Below are 20,326 nucleotides of genomic sequence, written 5' to 3' on the forward strand. Positions count from 1 at the left end.
AAGTTTCAGACCAAACTTTAAGTGTTATTATCAAGATATTGCCACAATGAATTAGACGATTTGAACAACAATTTTTTGTGATGATGAAATGTATTAAGAAAATTATACTACTTATATTTTGTTCTTTATTTATGATGAATGCCCAAGCACAAACTTGGGAACAAATGCATGCTACTAAGGGTGATGCAATCACTCATTTCAATGAAGATAAGTTTGGCTTGTTTATTCACTGGGGGATTCACTCGGTATTAGGCGGCATGTACAAAGGAGAAAGGATGGACGATATCGAAAGTCCAGAACCTAATGATGCCTGCTGGATTCAAGCGAGAGCAAGAATTCCTAGAGTTGAATATAGAGAGCTAATGGGACAGTTTGATCCGGTTAATTTTAATGCAGACGAATATGTTTCTTTAGTGAAAGAAGCAGGAATGAAATACATCGTGATTACCTCAAAACACCACGACGGTTTTGCCCTTTGGGATTCCAAAGTAAGTGATTTTGATATGGGATCTACACCAAGTAAAAGAAATTTGGTGAAGGAGCTGTACAATGCTTGTGAACGTCAAGGAATTGACTTTGGGGTGTACTATTCTCACAATATCGACTGGAATGATGCACATGATTGCAACATCAAATTCTTCTGTGACGCAACAGATGAGGTTTGGCCAGAGCCTGCCGATTTCAAAGGGAAAAAGCGTAGACCAATGGGAGCCAACTTATGGGATCCAAGTGAGAATACCTTCGATCAATATTTAGTCAATAAAGCCTATCCTCAAGTAAGAGAATTATTAGAGATGTTCCCGAATATGAAGTTCATGTGGTACGACTTCGCCCACTTCTTATCCAAAGAACAAAGCTTTAAATTTTATCAAATGGTGTATCAATTGAATCCAAATGTGATTGTTACTGATAGAGTAGGTCACGATTTAGGCGACTTCAATATTCCCGGAGATAACAAAATTCCTAATCCTGAAGACATGGGAGGAAAGCATTGGGAAACAGTAGGTACATTCAATAATTCATGGGGGTACAAAGAATACGATAAAGATTTTAAATCGCCTTATGAGTTGATTTATTGGATTACAGCCATTGCCAGTAGAGGTGGAAATTATATGCTTAACATCGGTCCAAAAGGAGACGGAACTATACCACAAGAAAGCGTGGATAACCTGAAAGAAATTGGTAAGTGGATGAGCGTAAATGGTAAAGCCATCTATGGAACAAAAATGTGGAAAGTGAGTAGAGAAGGAGAGGATGCTCAGAAGATGTTAGGCACAGGCCATAGAGCCGCACATGGATTTACTTCCAACTTTACTACATCAGATTTTTGGTTCACATCCAAAGGAAACAAAGTCTACGCAATCGCTCTAGAAAGAGACAAAACAGCCTTAATTAAAAGCTTCGCCGACGAAGAGATCAAAGAAGTAAAATTGTTAGGTTATGAGAAAAAACTGAAGTGGGAACATACGTCTGAAGGCTTAAAAGTAACGCTTCCAAAGAATAAGACCCAACAAGTTGGTTTTACTTTAGAAGTGACCTTATCTAATAATGAATCTACTAAGGTGAAGTAGGGTATAAGTGACCAAACCGCTAGTCTCTCGATATATCAAGAGAAGAATTAGAGAGTAGTTCCTTAGTCGATCTCTAAGTCAACTACTCATCGCCAAGGAGGGGTGCAACCCCTCCGGCTGATAGTGTATGTTGATATTCTGCTTCAAGGGCTAACACCTTATGAACTGAGTATCTTCTCACCCCACAAACCACAAAAAAAAATCAAATGGAAAAAATATTCACCCTATTCCTCTTCCTCCCCATCTTCGCTTTAGCACAAAAAGAGTCCATTTGGGATTTAGAGGAACTATACAAAACACCGAAGTACGAAGAAACCGATCTTGTCAACAAGAAAGGAGTTAAAAGTATCTTCTACGAAAGCATCGATTACAAAGGTAAACCCACAAAAGTGTATGCCTACTATAATATTCCAACGACTGAAAGACCAGAAAATGGCTACCCTGCAATAGTGTTAGTACATGGAGGTGGAGGAACAGCTTTTGAAGATTGGGTAAAAATTTGGAATAAGAGAGGATATGTAGCCATCTCAATGGATTTAGAAGGACATTTACCGTCTAAAAATCACCAAGACAGAAAGAATTTCGAAGGTTCAGGACCATCTCGACATGGTGTTTTTCATGATAACAACGAAGCATTACAAGACCAGTGGTATTATCAAGCTGTCGCACAAGTTATCCTAGCCCACTCTTTCTTAAGAGGTTTACCTGAAGTAGACACCAATAACATTGGTATTACCGGTGTAAGCTGGGGCGGAATGCTGACAAGTTCAATCGCTGGTATTGATGATCGCTTTAAATTTGCCATTCCAATTTACGGATGTGGATTCTTGAATGGTACAGATGGATTAATGGGACAGCATTTCAAAAATGGAAATCAAGCGTACAGAGATAACTTGTTAACCAACTTTGAAGCCGAAGCCTTTTTACCAAAGGCCACAATGCCTATCTTATTTATCAATGGCTCGAACGATGCACATTTCCCAATTCCAGCCATGATGTCATCAGCTAAGGCACCAAAATCAAAAACATATTTATATGTGGAAGATGGTTTAGGTCACGGTCACCCACCCGCTTGGGATGTAGAAGAATCGTATAGATTCGCCAATGCCATCATCCATAATTTACCTTTAATGGATATTCAGAAAACCACTTGGGATCACTCAAAAATGGATTTTTCAGCCGTTGTAAAAGGAGTAAGACCTAGAAAAGTAACAGCCTATTACACCTTTGATAAAGGCAAATGGCAAAAGAGAAGATGGAACTCCACACCAGGTAATATAAAAGGCACAAAAGTGAATGCCCCTATTCCAGAGGAAGCCACAGCAGCTTATCTAATTATTAGAGATGTAAAAGGTATGTCCTTAACTACTGAAGTCATCTTTGATACATCAGATAAACAAACGATGAAATAGTAGATCATCCATAAAAAAACAATTTACATTATTACATGTACGGACGTTGCTCTGCAACGTCCCTCAAGATTTAGTGCATAATAGATAAATATAATTTTAATACATTCGATTTTTCAAAATCATAAAAAAGACTCAATAATGGTTGAGTCTTTTTTATTATCGTATACATAAATAGTATAGGGTTATCAAGACGTATTCTATTTATGTGAAACAATATGAGTAAGTTATCTCGGAGACAAATTATTTGTATTCTATATTAGAATTGCTTCAAATCTGCTTTGAATATTAATAGCCGATTGGTAAATTGAGGAAATAATTATTATTAATTAATAAACGCCATGGTGTTTATTTAATGTTAATCTTAATCTATCAACAAACTACTTGTTAATAAATGAAACTTCAACTATTACCTTTACTACCAATATTACTTATTACAAGTTTAAGTATCTCAATTGCAGATCCGTTTAATAATTACAATAATTCAAGATTTCTTGATTCAGAATCGGATTCTTTAATTTCTCATATTAGACAAACAACACCTATAAGAAAGAAGTATTTAGATTACAAAAAAGCTTTTCCTTTCAAATTGTCTTTAAAAGAAATGTCATCAGATGTTTTAGGTTTAATAAAATATACCACTATTGATAATTCAAATAGAACTTTAGAAACAGAATCAAATAGATACTCATTGTTAGATCATTTTGAAAATGATAAGACATTCTATTTTAGAATCATAGAAGAAAATGAATATTGCTGTCGAATCATCTATTTAGTGTTTTATGACAAATTAAAATCCCAAGTTACAGGTTTGTCTCAATTTGGTATATATGGCGGAGATGGTGGTTGGGAGACATCTTCAACTGAAAATTGGGAATCTGAATCAATATTAACTTTAAATAAATTAGTTATTAATGATTATGATAATGTAGATGACTCTTATACAGAAAGAAAAGATTCATTAACCTATAAGTATGAGATATTATCATCAAACATTAATGTCACATTATTAGATAGTGTTAGGACAGAAAGAATAATTAGGTAATTACTAATCAAATTTCATATTTTAAGTAATACATTTAATATTAATTCAACATTATAACAAACTGATGAGAAAACTTACTTTTTTGATAGCATTTTTAGCTACAACAATCGCATTAAGTGCTCAAGATATTGACTCTGATAGTTATTATCCGCTGTCTATTGGGCAAAAAAAAACACTAACTTGGTACAATAATAAATATCAAGAAGTAATAAAAGATACTGTAAATATTAGCGGGAAAAGATATACTATAATTTCACAAATTTTCTCAAAAAATAAGGTGATAGATTTGTTTATGAGGGTATCAAATGATACTGTTTATTTTTACAACACAAAAAAGAAGTTAGAAATACCTTATTTTGGTATTGCTCCTAATGTTGGAGAAAAAATAGGAAATGGAGTAGTTTTAAATAGAGAAGCAAAGTTGAAAACACCTTCTGGAACATTAAAAGAATTACTTAAAATTGAGATGAACTATCCAAATGGTGCAAAGGATATAAGGTATTACAAAAAAGGGTTAGGTTTGGTTGCGGTAAAAAATAAAAAAGGGTTGATTTGTTATTATATCCCAGATTAAATAAATGCCTATTAAATCAAATAAACTCCGATTAAAGTTGGTTCAACCATTAAAAAGTTTAATAATTTCATTGTTCTAGAATCTAAAAAATGAACACAGACATACTGATAAAGTCAAAACTATTCTCAGCCTATCCAAATGAAGAATTAGATATTAACCCAGGAAGATTTGGAAAGAAGCTAGGTGAATTTGTGAGTAATGCCCTCAAAGAAAATAATATTGAAACTGCAGACTTATATCCTACAGATTATTGCTATGAGTTGAGAATCGATCAATATGAATTCAAAGTATATATCTTAACGGGAAATATTGATGGTACAGATAATGAATTTCTGATATCAATCGAACCCAAAAAAGAATATATAAGAAAATGGTTTAGGAAAATTTCTACGGTTGATATAATTATGAAAATCCAAAAAACTATTAATGACGCTTGTAAAGATCATCCTGATATAGAGGTACTTTAGATACAATAAAAAAAGAGTTTACATATGATTTTATCAAGACGATTAATTTATATCAACTCACATCAATTGAAATACTTACTTATAGTTTTTATTTCAGCCCTTTTGTTTATTAGTTGTTCAACTTCCAAAAGAAGAATACATCAAAATTCTATAGTAATTGAAAAATTGGGAATGATGAGAACACAAAATGTATTAATTAGTGGGAAAATTAAAAATAATAAAACAATTGAAGCTACTAAGATTACATTAACTAGTACTAAGAATACATATTCTGAATTTTGTAACAAAAATGGAGAATTTAGTTTTGAATATATCTCTCCTGCTAAATATGAACTAAACATTGAAATAGGTGGATTTACTCAGTCCTATGATTCAATAGAATTTTTCCCTGGACAGATTTTGGAAATAGTGGTCGACTTAAATAATAATGAGAGCAGTATTACGCTCAATAAGTAACATATTTCAAAGTTTTTTTTGTTATGTAATCCGCTAATTAAATCATGCTTTTGTTTTTAACAACACAAACATTAATATCACATACAATAGACAAAATCAATACTAATCAAATGACATTTTTTATATTACTTTTAATAGCTTTTATCTCAATTTTTTCACTCCCTGTAATTTTAGTTCAATTACAAGCCAAACGATTAAATGCGAAAATAACAATAAGTGAAGCATTTAAATTAAGAGCTTCGAAGTCTGCATCAGAAAAACTTTTTAAAGGTTTAGCTATTGTTCAAGAAAACAATTTTAATATCAGTTTAAGTGATTTAGAGACGTTACATTTGGCAGGGGGTAATCCAGAGAAAGTGATGACTGCCTTACTTAAATACAGAGATATCAAATCCTTGAGCTTTCAAAAATTATCTGCATTGGAACTTGCTGGTTTAGATTATGAAGCAAGTATTGAAGACTCGCTAAAAGACAAGACTTTAAGAATAGAAAGTTTAAAAATAGGACAGTTTGTAATAAATTATGAAGCAGTATTTTCTAATAGAATTGGATTAGGACTAGAAGAAAATCAGAATGAAAATTTAGAAAGTAAAATTATCGATAGACTGACTAATTTCTTAATGAATTGGGAGGGAGAAGATAAATTAAAAATGCAGCATTATATTTTGACGAATGTATTAAATGTTGAATATTGGGATCGCATTTTGGTGTAGATGTAAAATCGCAACATTTGGAAATAAACTAAAGCAATAGCTAAACTTAAGTTACCAAAATGCTCACACATTTTTTATCATAAATGATAAGCAATATTAAAAGAAGATTATGAATGTAAAACAGCTTAAAAATTACTCAAACAAATAGAGTTGATAATAATAACCAAACTCGTTAACGTTAGACTGAAGAATTCATACTTTAATTCTAGATCATAAAAAATAATGAGCTTAAAGGTATCAAGATTAATATTCTTTGTATTGTTCATATTGACAATATCATTGTCAGTATCAATTGGATATTTAATGTATAAAGATCAGTTAACTACTACTCCTTTAGTCAGAGAATCGACTACAAATGTTCTTTTAAATAATAACTTTTATATTGTCTATAAATCTTGTGATGATAGTTTAAGTTATTTCATTGAAAAGGATGATAATCAAATAAACATTATCGTTGATCAGAATAAAAAATTTAAAATAGGTACTATCATATCCCAAAACATTGATAGTGATTGCTATAATTCAGCTTCAGGTGTAAAAATAGAGGAAAGTAAAATGTACAACATTAAAAATGAAAGTACATCAAATTTAATATTGCAAGCATTTACAATTGATTTTGCTTTAATTTTAAAACTATTTGCGGTAGTAATTTTTCTTGGTATTTTCCTTTTAATTTTTGGAATTAGAATTCTTTATTTTATTAGAAAGGATAAAGTAAATCCTTAGACAATACTACTATGATATAGCCTTTTTGTTTTGTTCATCAATAGTCGATCCTTATTTTAGTAAAATATTACTCGATCTAACTTCAATTAAACAACAAAACATAAAATGAACTTCATCGAAAAAATATTCGGAAAGAAAAAAGATGAACCGATAAATACTAATGCTGATTTTTGGAATTGGTTCATCAAAAACGAAAAAGACTTTTATAAGATTGTAAAGCAAGATACCAACATTGAAAAAGGATTCTTTGATAAACTTTCTCCCAAATTAGATGAATTAAAAGAGGGGTATTTCTTCCTGTCAGGAATGTTTGATAAGAATACCGTAGAACTAATTATCACACCTGATGGTGATGTTAAGAATGTTGTTTTTGTCGAAGTACTTATAGCATCCGCTCCTAAAATTGATAACTGGAAATTTACGGCATTAAAACCAACTCTTGATATTAAAGATGTTAGCATTAATATGTCAGGATTAAAATTCAATGAAGAAAAGTTGAGCTTTTATGCTAATAATAACCCTGAATTTCCAGATGAAATTGACATCACGATTATTCATTCTGATCAAAATAGTGAAAATAGATCAGCAATAATAAATGGCGTTTATATCTTCTTGGATAATTATCTTGGTGAATTAAATTTTCTAGAAATCATTGACAACTTAGATTTTCAAGAGAGTAAGGATGCGGAACAAGATTTAATTCCCATCGGTAAACTCAAAGATTACATCACTTGGAGACAGAAGGAATTTATAGAAAAATACGATGGTATAAGAACAAATTCGGATAAAGATTTGTGCTCAATCCTTCAAGCTACTCTTAAAAATGGTAGAAAACTGATCGCCACTATAAATACTGATTTGATTACTTGGGACAGAAAAGCATCTCACCCTTGGATGTTGAATATCGAAATAAAATATGATGGAGAATCAAATAATGGAATGCCTGATGATAGTACATATGAAAAGCTAAATAATTTAGAGGAAGAATTACTAGAAGAGCTAAAAGACAAAGAAGGCTATTTATATATCGGAAGACAAACTGCAGACAACCTGAGAGAGATTTACTTTGCGTGTAATGATTTCAGAAAACCGTCTACAGTAGCTTATAGTTTACAGCAAAAATATAAGGATTCAGAAGAAATAGAATATGATATCTTTAAAGATAAATATTGGAAATCGTTAAGACGGTTTGATGTGAGTTAAATATGATTGTTATGAACCCCAACCTAAAATACATCAAACCACAAAGCGACCTCTACACCCAAGCCAAAAGAATACGTATTGAGTGTTTTTTTGAAGGAATGCAGAATGCTGAAGCTTTAATTAATGACCCTTATGAAAAAGAGGGGATTCACCTCGTGCTCCTCGACAATTTGGGGAAAGTGATAGGGACCGGAAGAATACATACGGAGGGTTCGATTGGAATAATTTCTCAGATGGCTGTTCAAAAGGAACATCAAAAAGTGGGGGTGGGAAGAATTCTATTGACCGAATTAATAGATAAATGTAAATCTCTCGGTATGGATTGTATTGAGTTAAGTGCAAGAGAAACCGCCCTTCAGTTTTATATTAAAAACGGATTTCAGCCTATTGGAAATAGATATCCTTCTAAGAAAACAGGGATAATACATCAGAAAATGAGGCTTGATAATTTATAGATTTCTAAATTCCTCCTTTGTGGAAATCTAATTATATTTACCTTAGTTAAAGCAAACTTAAACTTCATGTGACAAGCTCCCAGATGAGTGGAATCATATAGCTAATCAAACAGAAAATCATGAAAAAATCAATTCAACTGACCATCTTCATCTCCATCATCTTGACATTATCAAGCTGTTTTCCCGAAGGCTTTACAGAACAAGCCAATCAAAAATTTGGAGATCAGCATTTTAAAACAGCTATTTCACTAATAGAGTTACATCACATTCGTGAAGGTGAGTACCCTGAATCACTGAAAAGTTTAAAGTATACCGGAGATTGGGACGTTATGATTTACCAATCGGTAAAATATAAGAAGCTTGAAGAAGGGTATCAATTGGATTTAGTCAATGGATGGGTAGGAAAGCCAAACAACCTTAGCTATCCTGATGAATTTTGGAAGGGTTTGGGTTTGGTGAAGTCTAATTTGAAAAAGTGATAACCCTAATTCTCGATCGATTCAAGTTTGTTCATATTAGACCCTAATAATTTGTAAAATAACATTATCCAAAATGAATAAATTCACATTCTTCTTTTTAGTATTATTAGCCAACTGTTTAGTCACACAAGCTCAAAAACACCCTTTTGATAATTTTTTCAATAAAACACTTTCCAAAAATCAGGTAGAAGAAGACTTAATTATTTTAAGAAAAGGACTTGAGAAAATACATTCAAGCCTTTATCAATATATCTCTAAAAGCGAACTTGATGCGTTATTTGAAGAAGCTTCGAAATTTGATGGTGACAAAGTTCAACTTCAGGATTTTTATAAAACAATCAGCTTTATTGCTGCGTCAGTGAAGTGTCAGCATACTATTGCTACACCATCAGATCATTTGATATACAAGATGCAAAAGAAAGGGAAGTTTTTTCCGCTGAGAATTTTCTGGGAATTCGATCCTGTTCGAGCTTATGTCATTTTTGATTTTTCAAATGAAGCAAACCTACCTCCTGGAGCAGAATTACTAAGCATTAATGGAAAAAGTATTCAATCCATTTATGATGAAATGTTGCCTTATTTTCCAAGTGATGGTCATATTCTAAGTAATAAACATAGTCGATTTCAAGTAGGAGTGGACTTTCAATTTTGGTATTATCTTTTGATGGAACGACCTGATAATTTTCTTGTAGAGCTATCGAATGAGGGGGATGGAATTTTTACTAAAAATTATGAGGCAGTTACTTTTAAAGAATGGACGAAGAATTACAAGAAGTACTTATCTCAAAAAGATCCAACCGTTAGAAAGTACACGGATTATTATTCTGATAACGAAAAGTTGGACAGAAAAGCGCCAATCAGATATAGTTATTTATCAGACAGTATTGCACTGCTAAAAGTCTTTAATTTTGACGATTATGATAAATTCAACACCATAATTCCTGAAGCTTTTGAAAGCTTTGAAAGAAATCAGGTCAAGCATTTAATAATTGATGTGAAATACAATGGAGGAGGAAATGATATATTAGGCAGAAAACTTTTTTCATATTTAATTCAAGAACCTACCCCATACTTTGATTCTCTTTATTCAAGTTCAGGAATATCTGATACTACTTTTCTTTTTACACATACCGATAAAAATGTAGAATGGTATAATTACACACTTCCGTTAGTCGATAAAATGAATGATGGACGTTTTGCCACAAAACCTTCTGTGAATGAAGGCCTCAAGATTCAACAACCTAGTAAAAACAATTTCAAAGGAAAAGTTTACATTCTGATGAACGGGAGAAGTGCATCAACTACATCAGAATTTTTGGCTGCCACTCATTATAATCAATTAGCCACATTTATTGGGGAAGAATCTGGAGGAGATTATCATGGTGGAAATGGAGGTGACTTTGCTAAATTGAAATTACCTAATTCAGAAATTCTGATTCATCTACCTCTCACGAATTATGTGATGAATAGCAAAGAGAAACGTTTTATTGGTCGTGGGACATTGCCTGATTATCCTATTAAACTAAATATAGATGAGTTTTTGGAAATGAAAGATCAAGAATTAGAAGAGGCTTTGAGGTTAATAAGACATAGATAAATCAAAGAGATCAAATAATTAGGTCTTCTTCAAATAGAATTAAACCCAGTAAAATCTTTAATTTTTTAGTTAAAAATGTCTTAGTTTTGGAATAATAAGGATCATCTCAAATTGATTTTTAGAATTATTTTTGTTCCATGAGCAAATTTTATTTTATTATTATCACTTTATTATTTGGATCAATAACAGCTTTTGCACAGGTAGAAGCACCATCCAAATTACCTTCAGAAAGATTAGAAAGCGAATTTTTTACAGATAACACAGATTCATATTCAGAAGCACAAAGAATTACTTTAAGTAATAATCCTGGAGATGATTCTCCCACTTTGCAAGGGCATATAAATGCTCTTTCTAAATCAGGTGGTGGAGTTATTACGATTCCAGAAGGTACATGGGAATTAGGAGAAATAGTTCTACTTTCTGATGTTCACCTTATGTTTGATGAAAATGCTATTGTTAAACCGGTCTTATCAAACAAAACTGACAAGTCAATTTTTATTATGGGTTTTGCAGGTGCAAGTATTTCTAATATTAGTATTAGATCTCTTAGCGGACAATTTACTATTGATATGTCAGAAATCTCCTACGATTTGAGAGTTTTGCCTTTTAATGTTAAAGACCTTGAGAATTTTATGATTGCGGGCTGTCATGTAATCGATAAACGCACAGTACATTCTACAGTAAATTGTGGGGTAAGTGCCAACAATGGCGTTTGGGCAGGAGCAAGATTAGGATTGGTGAAAGATATTACCGTTGAAAATGCCCATGATGGATACGGGGCAGTTCAAGTGAGAGTGGGCGATCGTTTACATTTCAAGAACATCATTTCATTAAGTGGAGGAGCAACGTTAAGAATTGAAACTGATGCTCATGAAACATCAGGTTACAATGCACCAAGAGAAATTACTAGAATTTCGGAGATCTCTGGATACAATATCAAATGTAATGAAGGAAATTCGGCAGTAATGATCCAACCTTGGGGGATAACTAATGGATGGTTTGATGTAGAAAAAATAGAGGCGACAAGTTGTATGGCTACTGTCAGAATTGATAGAGCTTTTGTAGATAGAGATGCAGATGATATTGGTAGTTTTGATATAGACTCTAGAATTACTGATGTGACAAGTACATATGGCTTGAAAGCCCATATTAAAGATGGAAATTTTAAATCAGTGCCTTGTCATATGCGTGATATGATGAATGATACACCTGTTGAAGGAACAGGAGGACGTTTCTTTGAAGGACCTACAATTGCTCCAATATTATATACTGCTAGCAGTGTGGCGGATGAGGATCCTAGATATTACAAAGTCCATATACCATCAGAAAATGAACTCGCTTCAAAATCATTTAATTTTCCAGAGAATTCATTAATTGTTTCAAGATGGAGTAATACAAATCAGAACTGTACTTCAAATACTGACATTATCTCTGTTAGCAACCTAGAAATAAATCCATCAATATTAAAAATTGGTATAGGAGAAACTGATAATTTAATTCAAACAATAAGCCCGACAACAGCGACTAATCAAGGTGTTAGTTGGACCTCTGCAGATGAATCTATTGCTTATGTCGATCAATGGGGAGCCGTAACGGGTATTAATAATGGTAAAACAATAATAACTATCAATACGACTGATGGGAATTTTATAGCAACTGTACCTATTTATGTGGGGGATGCTATTCTGAATATTGAAAAGGAAGTGAATAATAGCTTACATATCTATCCAAACCCTTATAATCACAAGGATTTATACATAGACTTCAACAACCCCATGAATAATGTTTCTATGTCAATTCACAATATTAATGGGGAACGTGTTTTTTATAAGTACTATTCTGGCTTAATGAAAAGTATCCATATTAGTGATTCTAAGTTAAAGCTTATGAATGGTCTGTATATAATTAACTTAAGAAGTGACAACTTTCATATTTCAAGAAAGTTAGTTGTTTGTCCATAAGTAAATTAGTTTAGATGAACATGTAATGACTCGAATAATTTATAACTAAGAGTCAAGTTTATAATCTAGGTTCTCATGATGTTCCAATTGCTTCTAGAATAAAGAAACTGATTGAGGACCTAGATAATTCCTGAAGGGATTTTGATAAATGGAACAGGGTGAATAGGGTAAGATAGGTTTAATAGTTATGTCAAATTTGAGAATTTGGAGTCTTGTTCAATAAATGGAAAAAGATCAACCACTTATTTTCGAACACAATCCCTTAATAATCGTACAGCTTTTTTAAAAACATGAAAACAATAAATACCAAGCTATTATGTTAAAGTGTTTCTATCTCTGTATCCTCATTTGCTCAATGGAATTGGTTGTTGCTCAAACACCTTTAAATTATACACAACAGCTCACTGCCTCAGATGGACTTTCTTATAATGATGTCACTTTTACGTTCGAAGATTCTAAAAAATACTTGTGGGTTGGTACATTTTATGGATTAAATAGGTACGATGGATATGATTTTACGGTATATAAAAACTCTTCAAAAAATACGTCATTAATAAGCAACAACATCCGATGCATAACCGAAGATTCCAAAGGTCGTATATGGATTGGAACTGATATGGGAATCTCTGTTTATAAATATTCCTCGGATACATTTACAACAGTGTTATCTTCCTCCGATGACTTTGCTCCAACCAAAGGTCTTTTTGTTAGTAAATTAATCGAAGAGCCGAAAAGTAAAAACATGTATTGCTTTACAGAACAGAATGGCATTATTGTTTTTGATTCAGCGTTTCAATTCGTTCGTGAATATCACTTTCCAGATAAAGCATTTTACAAAGAGGTGTCTATTAATGATGCTATTATATTAGATGAATCTAATTTCTTATTAAGTGCCATGAAAGGGCTTGTTCATTTCAATAAAAACACTCAAAAATTTGTTAGAATAATTGATCCGCAAATTCAGTACTCCAATTCGATTCTCGGCTTTGATAAGAACAAAATCTTAGTAACACCCCATTTAGGTTTCGCAATATTATCTTACAAAATAGAACACAATACGTTTTCGTATACTCTATTATCTAAAGATCTTCAATCCTATCGTTTTATTTCTGCAACCATAGATAACCTGAATAATCTATGGTTCGGGACATTCAATAATGGCTTGATTCGTGTAAATAATTTAAACAAAGTACTAGCCGCCAAGCCAACAACAATTTCAAAATTCGAACTAGAAAACGAACTTTGCAAAGTACGTCATATACTACCAACCCAAACCAATACATGTTGGGTATCTACAAGGGAAAATGGGGTGTATAAATTTGACTCCGAAGATAAGCCGTTTCATTATGTCGACGACCATTTCAAAACTAATCCGGGTGTTTATCCGAACAAAATAATTACATTTTCGGTGTTAGACAGTCAACGGGTATTTGTCAACCCAAACTCGAAAGAATTAGAACTGTTAAATACCACAACTAAAAAAAATGAGGAAAAATATGCCGACTTTTCAAGTTTTTCATCTGCTAAACTCAGTAATATATTTATTGATTCTAAAAAGAATACATGGATTCGATATGCGAATAATACAATTATCAAATTAGAGAACAATAATAAAAAATTCGATATTATTCAGCATGAAAACCTCCAAAAACAATTTAATTTTAGAGAATTTGTGGAAGATTTTTATGGGAATATATGGATTCACTGCCGTGATTACGTGTATAAACTTTCATTGGATGGTAAAGGAAAGCTGGCAAATTGCGAAGTACTTAAAATGCACCCGTTTTTTATTGATAATAACTTTCCAAAAGTTTCTAAAATTTATCCAGACCCCCTTTTGCCGTATATCTGGCTTGGAAGCAATCAGAACGGATTGTACCGAATTAAACTGGAAAAAGAAAAAGCTTTAAACTCTCTTCCAATAGAGCAGTTTTACACTTGCGAAAATGATAAAAGCACATTAATTGATAATTTTGTTACTACCATAAAAAGAGCACCAAATAAAGATTTATGGGTCGGTACACAGGGTGGGCTATGTAAAGCAATTGAAGGAGAAAGAACTTTACAATTCAAACGCTATACAGAACAAGATGGATTAACATCGAATATTATTAAAAATATTCTAATTGATAAAAACAGCTGTTTGTGGATACCAACCAATTTTGGTTTGAACTACCTAGATCCTTCTCAACAAAGTATTCGAAAGTTTTATAAAGAACAGGGTTTACCCTTTGATGAATTTAGACCTGGGTCTGCAATACTTGATAATGACATCGTTTTATTGAGTTCAGATTACGGGTACTTTTATTTCAATACAAATATTGGTAAAAAGGTAGCAAAGGAACATCCTATATTGCACTTTGGTAAGTTGAAGGTGTTTGGTACCACCATTTCCCCTGGTGACACTGTTGATAATAGAGTACTTTTACAGAAGAACCTGAACAATACACAGAATTTACAATTAAATCATAATGAAAATAGTTTTTCGATAGAACTGATTTCTCCTCATTATTCTAACCCTAATAGTTATTATCTTAAATATCGTTTGCACCCCATTAATACAGAATGGGTAAAGGTTACAAGCAACAACAAATACATTCAATTTAATGCTTTACAAACCGGTAAATATGTGTTTGAGGCTATGGCCTCAAATTCGAATGGAGAATGGACAGATGTTCGCGAAATAGAAATTACAATTAATCCACCTTGGTGGAATACGCTAATAATGCGTATGGTTTACATAATTTTAGCCATTGTATTTATATACGGAATAATTAAATATCGAATGAAAATATTAAGGTTGCAACATAGCATGCAACTCAAGCAAATAGAAAAAGAAAGAGTAGATGAAATAAATAAGGCTAAACTTCAATATTTTTCGAATATATCGCACGAGATTAAGACACCGATTACATTAATTGCTGGTCCTGCGGAACTTCTTTTGAATGAGTATAGCAACCAACCGAAGCTATTGAAAAACCTAAGGATTATTCAGCAACAATCCCAAAAGGTAGTACAGTTGATTAATCAAGTGCATGAATTCCAGCAATCTGATGCTGTACATCCAAAATTAAATAATTCTCATTTTTGCCTAAATATTTTTCTTGATGAAATTATAGCAAATTTCGAATTCATGGCCAATATGCACGAAAAGCATTTGCTCCTCCTTCATCAAGACGATACTATTTTTGTGTATGCGGATAAGGATAAATTGGAAAGGGTTTTCAATAATTTGTTGAATAACGCTTTTAAATACACTCAACCGAATGACCGTATTGAAATATCATATCGAATAGACGATGTTAAATTATGTATAGACATAAAAGATACTGGCATTGGCATTACCGAAGAAGATATCCCACACATATTTGAGCGATTTTACAGATCCAAAGCAAGAAATACAATAAATGTAGAAGGAGCTGGAATTGGTCTTGCCTTTTCAAAACGTTTGATTGAAATGCATAATGGGGAAGTGACAGTTGAAAGTGTACCAAATGTGGAAACAATATTTACAGTTGTTCTACCAATAGTGACAAAAAGTGTATCTGAAGAAATATATCAAGAGGAAAAAGCGACATTAAAAGTTGAAAGAAGTACACCAACCGAAAATATCACGATAAATGCAAACGAGAAAAAACTATCAGTAAATGTAGCTATTCAAAAAGCTTCCGTTTATTTGGTGGAAGATAACGTTGAGTTGAGAGACTTTATTTCAAATAGCCTGAAAGATACTTTCGAAGTAACAGCCTTTAACAACGGACAGTTATGTATTGATGCGTTAGAAAATGAGTGGCCCGACCTTATTGTTAGTGATGTATTAATGCCTGAAATAAATGGTTTTGAACTGTGTCGTAAAATAAAATCAGATATAAAAACAAGCCATATACCCGTTATTTTACTAACAGCTTGTGCTGAGCTACCAGATAAAGTGCAAGGTTTGAGAGAAGGTGCCGATAGTTATATAACCAAACCTTTTGATATCCAATATTTGGTATCGAATATTGAATCGATATTAGTAACTAGAAAACAATTGCGGGAACGGTTCAATGTTAACATACCTCTAACACTTAAAGCAGAAGAATTCTCAGGTGCTGATGTTGCATTTATTGAAAAACTTTATGATTTAATGGAGAAAAATTTAAGTAATCCTGAAATTGATATGGATTATTTCGCAAGACACCTTTACCTCAACAGGTCCTATTTCTTTAAAAAAGTAAAAGCATTGACCAATCAAACTCCTTACGATGTATTAAAAGCATACAGAGTAAAAAAAGCGGCTGAATTTCTAACAACAGAAAATATGTCTATTGCTGATGCTTTTGTATCTGCCGGTTTTAAGAATCGGCCTCATTTTAACCGTGTATTTAAAGAGCATCTAAAAATGACTCCATCACAGTATGTTGAAGATTTCAAGAACAAGAAGACCTGAAGCCTTCTTTTTTGATCGACTAATTACTCAATGCAACCAACCAACATATAAAGAAAAAAGACCAAATAAGCTATTATACATTTGAACTTTAGAAAAGTTAATTGATTATTTTATAAAAATATAAATACCTGTAGTACAGTAAGTAGAGTGTGAGTATACGTAGAGTTCTAAGCTTTTTACTTACAGTTATATGTGTTAGAATCGATGTTCATAATATTGAAGGTGACTTAATAGTGATTTACTAAATTTTAACAGCTACACAATGAAAAGAATTATTTTACTTATACTAGCAAGTATATTATGGACAGGTATTTATGCTAAGGACTATTATCTTAGCAGTGTATCTGGTAGTGATACAAACGTAGGAACAAGTACCAATTCCCCATGGAAAACTTTATCGAAAATTAGTAGTGTACAACTAAGCCCCGGAGATAGAGTTTTATTTAAAGCAAACGAAACATTTAAAGGAGAATTTATTGTAAATGGATCTGGTACTCAAGGTAGCCCAATTGTAATTACTTCTTATGGTACAGGTAGTAAACCGATTATTACAGGACAAGTCGGGGCAGCCGGAGGAGGAGATTATATGCAGGCTATTCTTGTCGAAAATAATGACAATATCGTATTTGATGGCCTTGAAGTACAAAACAACAGAACAGTAAACCGTAGTGGGGTAGACAGTAAAAAAGCCTTTGGCATCCACATTCGTAACTTTACTTCAAATAAATCTCTAAAGAATTTTGTGTTACGAAATATGACTTTAAGAAGTGTTTATGCTGTTCAGCCGATTCTTCACAGAGAAGATTTTGATAACCTAGAGGTTTCAGCAATCAGGGTTTACAATCTCCCAAACACCCAGGATAAGGTGAGGAATATTCAAAATGTATTAGTTGAAGATTCGTACTTTACAGATATTCAGCGATTGGGTGTACACTTTAAGCACGATGGAGCAAATGCAGATGGAGTTGGTACCGATAAGATGAACAGAATCCAGGATGTGGTAGTGCGTAATTGTACTTTCGACCATTTAGGAGGTTCATCTGTATTGCCACAGCAAACTTACAATTGCTTAATTGAGCATAACATGTTTGACCATCCGGGAGCGAGTACTGATCCAAGAATGCCAGGAAGGGGAAGTGCTGTGTGGAATTGGCATTCCATCAATACAGTAGTACAATACAATTCATGCATTAGCTCTAGAGGTTATTTAGATTCTCATGGAGCACACGTTGACAACGAAAATGACTACACATTTATTCAGTACAATTATATGATTGATTGTGAAGGTGGTTTTGTAGAAATTCTAGGAGGTAGTAACCATTCAGTTTACCGATTTAATGTGAGTGTGAACGACGGTTGGAGAGATGGTGGTGGTGTAACTGGATCATGGTGGAACAGCAACCACACTATTTGGATTACTCCTGATATTATGAACAAAGCACCAGACCTTTGTGAGGTGAATTACATATATAACAACACAATGGTGCTTGACAAGAATTTCGAGACGTGTATTGAAATTGATGCTAAAGACACCCACATTTTCAATAATATCTTTTATACAACCAATGGTGGTGGAATAGGAACAAAACATACTGTAATAAAAACCAACAATGCTCCTTTTGTTGTAGACAACAATCTTTACTTTGGTAATATTGACTCAAGATTTTCTGGTTATGACAACAACCAAGTAAATGCGAATCCTTCATTTACAAATACAGGAACCGGAGCCGATAAATACCAACTGAATAGCGACAGCCCTGCCCTGCAAAAGGGAATTAAAAATCCTGGTCCGGCTATTCCTGGAGCAGGAACAGGTATATTTGCAGGTCTAACACCTTACCCAACTCAGGATTATTATGGCAACCCAGTTGATTATGCTTCAGGAAATATTAGTATCGGTGCATATAACGGAGCAGGAAATAGTGCGGGTGAATCTGTGAGTGGAGTTTCTGTAACACCAAGCCAAGTGACTATTAATGTAGGGCAGACAGTTGATTTAGATGAAACTGTTGAACCAGCAAACGCAGTAAACAAACAAGTTAGCTGGACATCTAGTAATTCAAATGTTGCAACGGTATCTAATTCGGGACTTGTAACAGCAGTTGGAGTAGGCTCTGCTACCATAACAGTAAATACCTTAGATGGTAATTATACTGCAACAGCAAATATTACTGTACAGTCAGAATCAGTTGGATCTGATATGATATTGAACCCTGGTTTCGAATCTGGTAGCACTTCATGGACGTTTAATGGCTCATCTAGTGTTGTTTCTAACAACCAACGTTCGGGAAGTAATGCTGGTTATATAAACGGAAGTGGGGGCATTGTTCAGATTGTAAATTTGATGGCTAACACGACTTACGAATTAAGTGCCTATGGGAAAGTAGGACAAGCAGGTCAATCGTTTTATTTGGGCTTAACAAATGAATCAACTGGAAATTTCATCGAAAACCGTTTATTTACGACTACTAGCTATCAAGCTCAGTCTATCACTTTCACAACCGGAAACAGTAACCTACAATATAGAATATGGAGTTGGAATGATGAGGGTGGAGCATACTATATTGATGATTTCACATTAACCATACTTTCTGATACTACCGTTCCAGAATGGGAACCTAAAGCATACCCCCATGGAGCACAGGTGATGTACAATGGTATTTTATACGAAGTAGTTTGGAGCAGTGGCATTAAGACGGGAAGTTGCGTTCCTAGTTCTTGTAGTGGTTGGAAAGAAGTTAGTACAAATAACACATCTTCTGCACGAAATATAACTAATCAAACGAATTCAAATATTCAAGTTTATCCAAACCCTTCAACAGGAACTATAAACATTAATTTGAACGAAATGGAGGGGGTGCGTGAAGTGAAAATATTCGGACTACAAGGTGAGTTGGTGTTTAAACAACAGGTTACTACAGATAAAATCACCATAAATACTGGTAACTTAAAAGGGTTATTTGTTTTAACTGTACAAGGGCTATCACAATTCTATTCAGAAAGAATAATTATTGAATAACCTGCTTAAAGAAAATTACATGGAGCTGTGAAAAAGTATTTGCTTATTTTTTTACAGCTCCTAATTCTTTAAAACTAAGAAGTTTTCAAGAAATCAAATAAAAAAGTGATCACAAGATCATACATCTAGTACTCACTTAAGATTCGGTCGAATAACTCTCCCAAACACTCATAAACCGAATTCAGAATATTAATCCAAAATCAACCTTGTCATACAAACTTC

The 20,326-nt window shown here is 33.0% G+C and carries 15 protein-coding genes; all 15 read left to right on the forward strand.

Going from position 1 to position 20,326, the window contains the following annotated elements:
* Positions 1–131: 131 nt before the first annotated feature.
* Positions 132–1,571, forward strand: coding sequence for an alpha-L-fucosidase (locus KMW28_RS24215; RefSeq protein ID WP_169661821.1), 1,440 nt, complete (start codon positions 132–134; stop codon positions 1,569–1,571).
* A gap of 206 nt (positions 1,572–1,777) precedes the next feature.
* Positions 1,778–2,983, forward strand: a complete 1,206-nt coding sequence (locus KMW28_RS24220; RefSeq protein WP_169661820.1) for an alpha/beta hydrolase family protein — start codon at positions 1,778–1,780, stop codon at positions 2,981–2,983.
* Positions 2,984–3,374: 391 nt separating this feature from the next.
* Complete coding sequence (locus KMW28_RS24225) at positions 3,375–4,025, forward strand: hypothetical protein (protein WP_169661819.1); 651 nt, start codon at positions 3,375–3,377, stop codon at positions 4,023–4,025.
* Between the two features lie 64 nt (positions 4,026–4,089).
* On the forward strand, positions 4,090–4,599 hold the full coding sequence (locus tag KMW28_RS24230; protein ID WP_169661818.1) for a hypothetical protein: 510 nt from the start codon (positions 4,090–4,092) through the stop codon (positions 4,597–4,599).
* A gap of 89 nt (positions 4,600–4,688) precedes the next feature.
* Positions 4,689–5,066, forward strand: coding sequence for a hypothetical protein (locus KMW28_RS24235; RefSeq protein ID WP_169661817.1), 378 nt, complete (start codon positions 4,689–4,691; stop codon positions 5,064–5,066).
* 66 nt (positions 5,067–5,132) lie between these two features.
* Entirely contained in the window at positions 5,133–5,522 is a 390-nt protein-coding gene (locus KMW28_RS24240) for a carboxypeptidase-like regulatory domain-containing protein (RefSeq protein ID WP_169661816.1), read from the forward strand.
* Between the two features lie 110 nt (positions 5,523–5,632).
* A complete protein-coding gene (locus tag KMW28_RS24245) occupies positions 5,633–6,235 on the forward strand; it encodes a flotillin-like FloA family protein (protein ID WP_215585975.1) in 603 nt (200 codons plus the stop codon).
* A 222-nt stretch (positions 6,236–6,457) separates the two neighbouring features.
* Positions 6,458–6,961, forward strand: coding sequence for a hypothetical protein (locus KMW28_RS24250; protein WP_215585976.1), 504 nt, complete (start codon positions 6,458–6,460; stop codon positions 6,959–6,961).
* Positions 6,962–7,066: 105 nt separating this feature from the next.
* Complete coding sequence (locus KMW28_RS24255) at positions 7,067–8,164, forward strand: DUF695 domain-containing protein (protein WP_169661813.1); 1,098 nt, start codon at positions 7,067–7,069, stop codon at positions 8,162–8,164.
* A gap of 11 nt (positions 8,165–8,175) precedes the next feature.
* On the forward strand, positions 8,176–8,619 hold the full coding sequence (locus KMW28_RS24260; RefSeq protein WP_169661812.1) for a GNAT family N-acetyltransferase: 444 nt from the start codon (positions 8,176–8,178) through the stop codon (positions 8,617–8,619).
* Positions 8,620–8,738: 119 nt separating this feature from the next.
* Complete coding sequence (locus KMW28_RS24265) at positions 8,739–9,098, forward strand: hypothetical protein (RefSeq protein ID WP_169661811.1); 360 nt, start codon at positions 8,739–8,741, stop codon at positions 9,096–9,098.
* 73 nt (positions 9,099–9,171) lie between these two features.
* Complete coding sequence (locus tag KMW28_RS24270; protein WP_169661810.1) at positions 9,172–10,695, forward strand: S41 family peptidase; 1,524 nt, start codon at positions 9,172–9,174, stop codon at positions 10,693–10,695.
* Positions 10,696–10,832: 137 nt separating this feature from the next.
* On the forward strand, positions 10,833–12,656 hold the full coding sequence (locus KMW28_RS24275; protein WP_169661809.1) for an Ig-like domain-containing protein: 1,824 nt from the start codon (positions 10,833–10,835) through the stop codon (positions 12,654–12,656).
* 316 nt (positions 12,657–12,972) lie between these two features.
* Complete coding sequence (locus tag KMW28_RS24280) at positions 12,973–17,085, forward strand: hybrid sensor histidine kinase/response regulator transcription factor (RefSeq protein WP_183363884.1); 4,113 nt, start codon at positions 12,973–12,975, stop codon at positions 17,083–17,085.
* Between the two features lie 262 nt (positions 17,086–17,347).
* Complete coding sequence (locus tag KMW28_RS24285; protein WP_169661807.1) at positions 17,348–20,104, forward strand: Ig-like domain-containing protein; 2,757 nt, start codon at positions 17,348–17,350, stop codon at positions 20,102–20,104.
* Positions 20,105–20,326 lie beyond the last annotated feature (222 nt).

The sequence above is a fragment of the Flammeovirga yaeyamensis genome (assembly GCF_018736045.1).
Taxonomy (GTDB): Bacteria; Bacteroidota; Bacteroidia; order Cytophagales; family Flammeovirgaceae; genus Flammeovirga; species Flammeovirga yaeyamensis.

Excerpts from the sequence above, each read along its gene's own strand:
- KMW28_RS24285 (WP_169661807.1), top strand. The coding sequence starts at position 17,348 with ATGAAAAGAATTATTTTACTTATACTAGCAAGTATATTATGGACAGGT.
- KMW28_RS24230 (WP_169661818.1), top strand. The coding sequence starts at position 4,090 with ATGAGAAAACTTACTTTTTTGATAGCATTTTTAGCTACAACAATCGCA.
- KMW28_RS24275 (WP_169661809.1), top strand. The coding sequence starts at position 10,833 with ATGAGCAAATTTTATTTTATTATTATCACTTTATTATTTGGATCAATA.
- KMW28_RS24220 (WP_169661820.1), top strand. The coding sequence starts at position 1,778 with ATGGAAAAAATATTCACCCTATTCCTCTTCCTCCCCATCTTCGCTTTA.
- KMW28_RS24280 (WP_183363884.1), top strand. The coding sequence starts at position 12,973 with ATGTTAAAGTGTTTCTATCTCTGTATCCTCATTTGCTCAATGGAATTG.
- KMW28_RS24245 (WP_215585975.1), top strand. The coding sequence starts at position 5,633 with ATGACATTTTTTATATTACTTTTAATAGCTTTTATCTCAATTTTTTCA.
- KMW28_RS24265 (WP_169661811.1), top strand. The coding sequence starts at position 8,739 with ATGAAAAAATCAATTCAACTGACCATCTTCATCTCCATCATCTTGACA.
- KMW28_RS24250 (WP_215585976.1), top strand. The coding sequence starts at position 6,458 with ATGAGCTTAAAGGTATCAAGATTAATATTCTTTGTATTGTTCATATTG.
- KMW28_RS24215 (WP_169661821.1), top strand. The coding sequence starts at position 132 with ATGATGAATGCCCAAGCACAAACTTGGGAACAAATGCATGCTACTAAG.
- KMW28_RS24255 (WP_169661813.1), top strand. The coding sequence starts at position 7,067 with ATGAACTTCATCGAAAAAATATTCGGAAAGAAAAAAGATGAACCGATA.
- KMW28_RS24235 (WP_169661817.1), top strand. The coding sequence starts at position 4,689 with ATGAACACAGACATACTGATAAAGTCAAAACTATTCTCAGCCTATCCA.
- KMW28_RS24225 (WP_169661819.1), top strand. The coding sequence starts at position 3,375 with ATGAAACTTCAACTATTACCTTTACTACCAATATTACTTATTACAAGT.
- KMW28_RS24270 (WP_169661810.1), top strand. The coding sequence starts at position 9,172 with ATGAATAAATTCACATTCTTCTTTTTAGTATTATTAGCCAACTGTTTA.
- KMW28_RS24260 (WP_169661812.1), top strand. The coding sequence starts at position 8,176 with ATGAACCCCAACCTAAAATACATCAAACCACAAAGCGACCTCTACACC.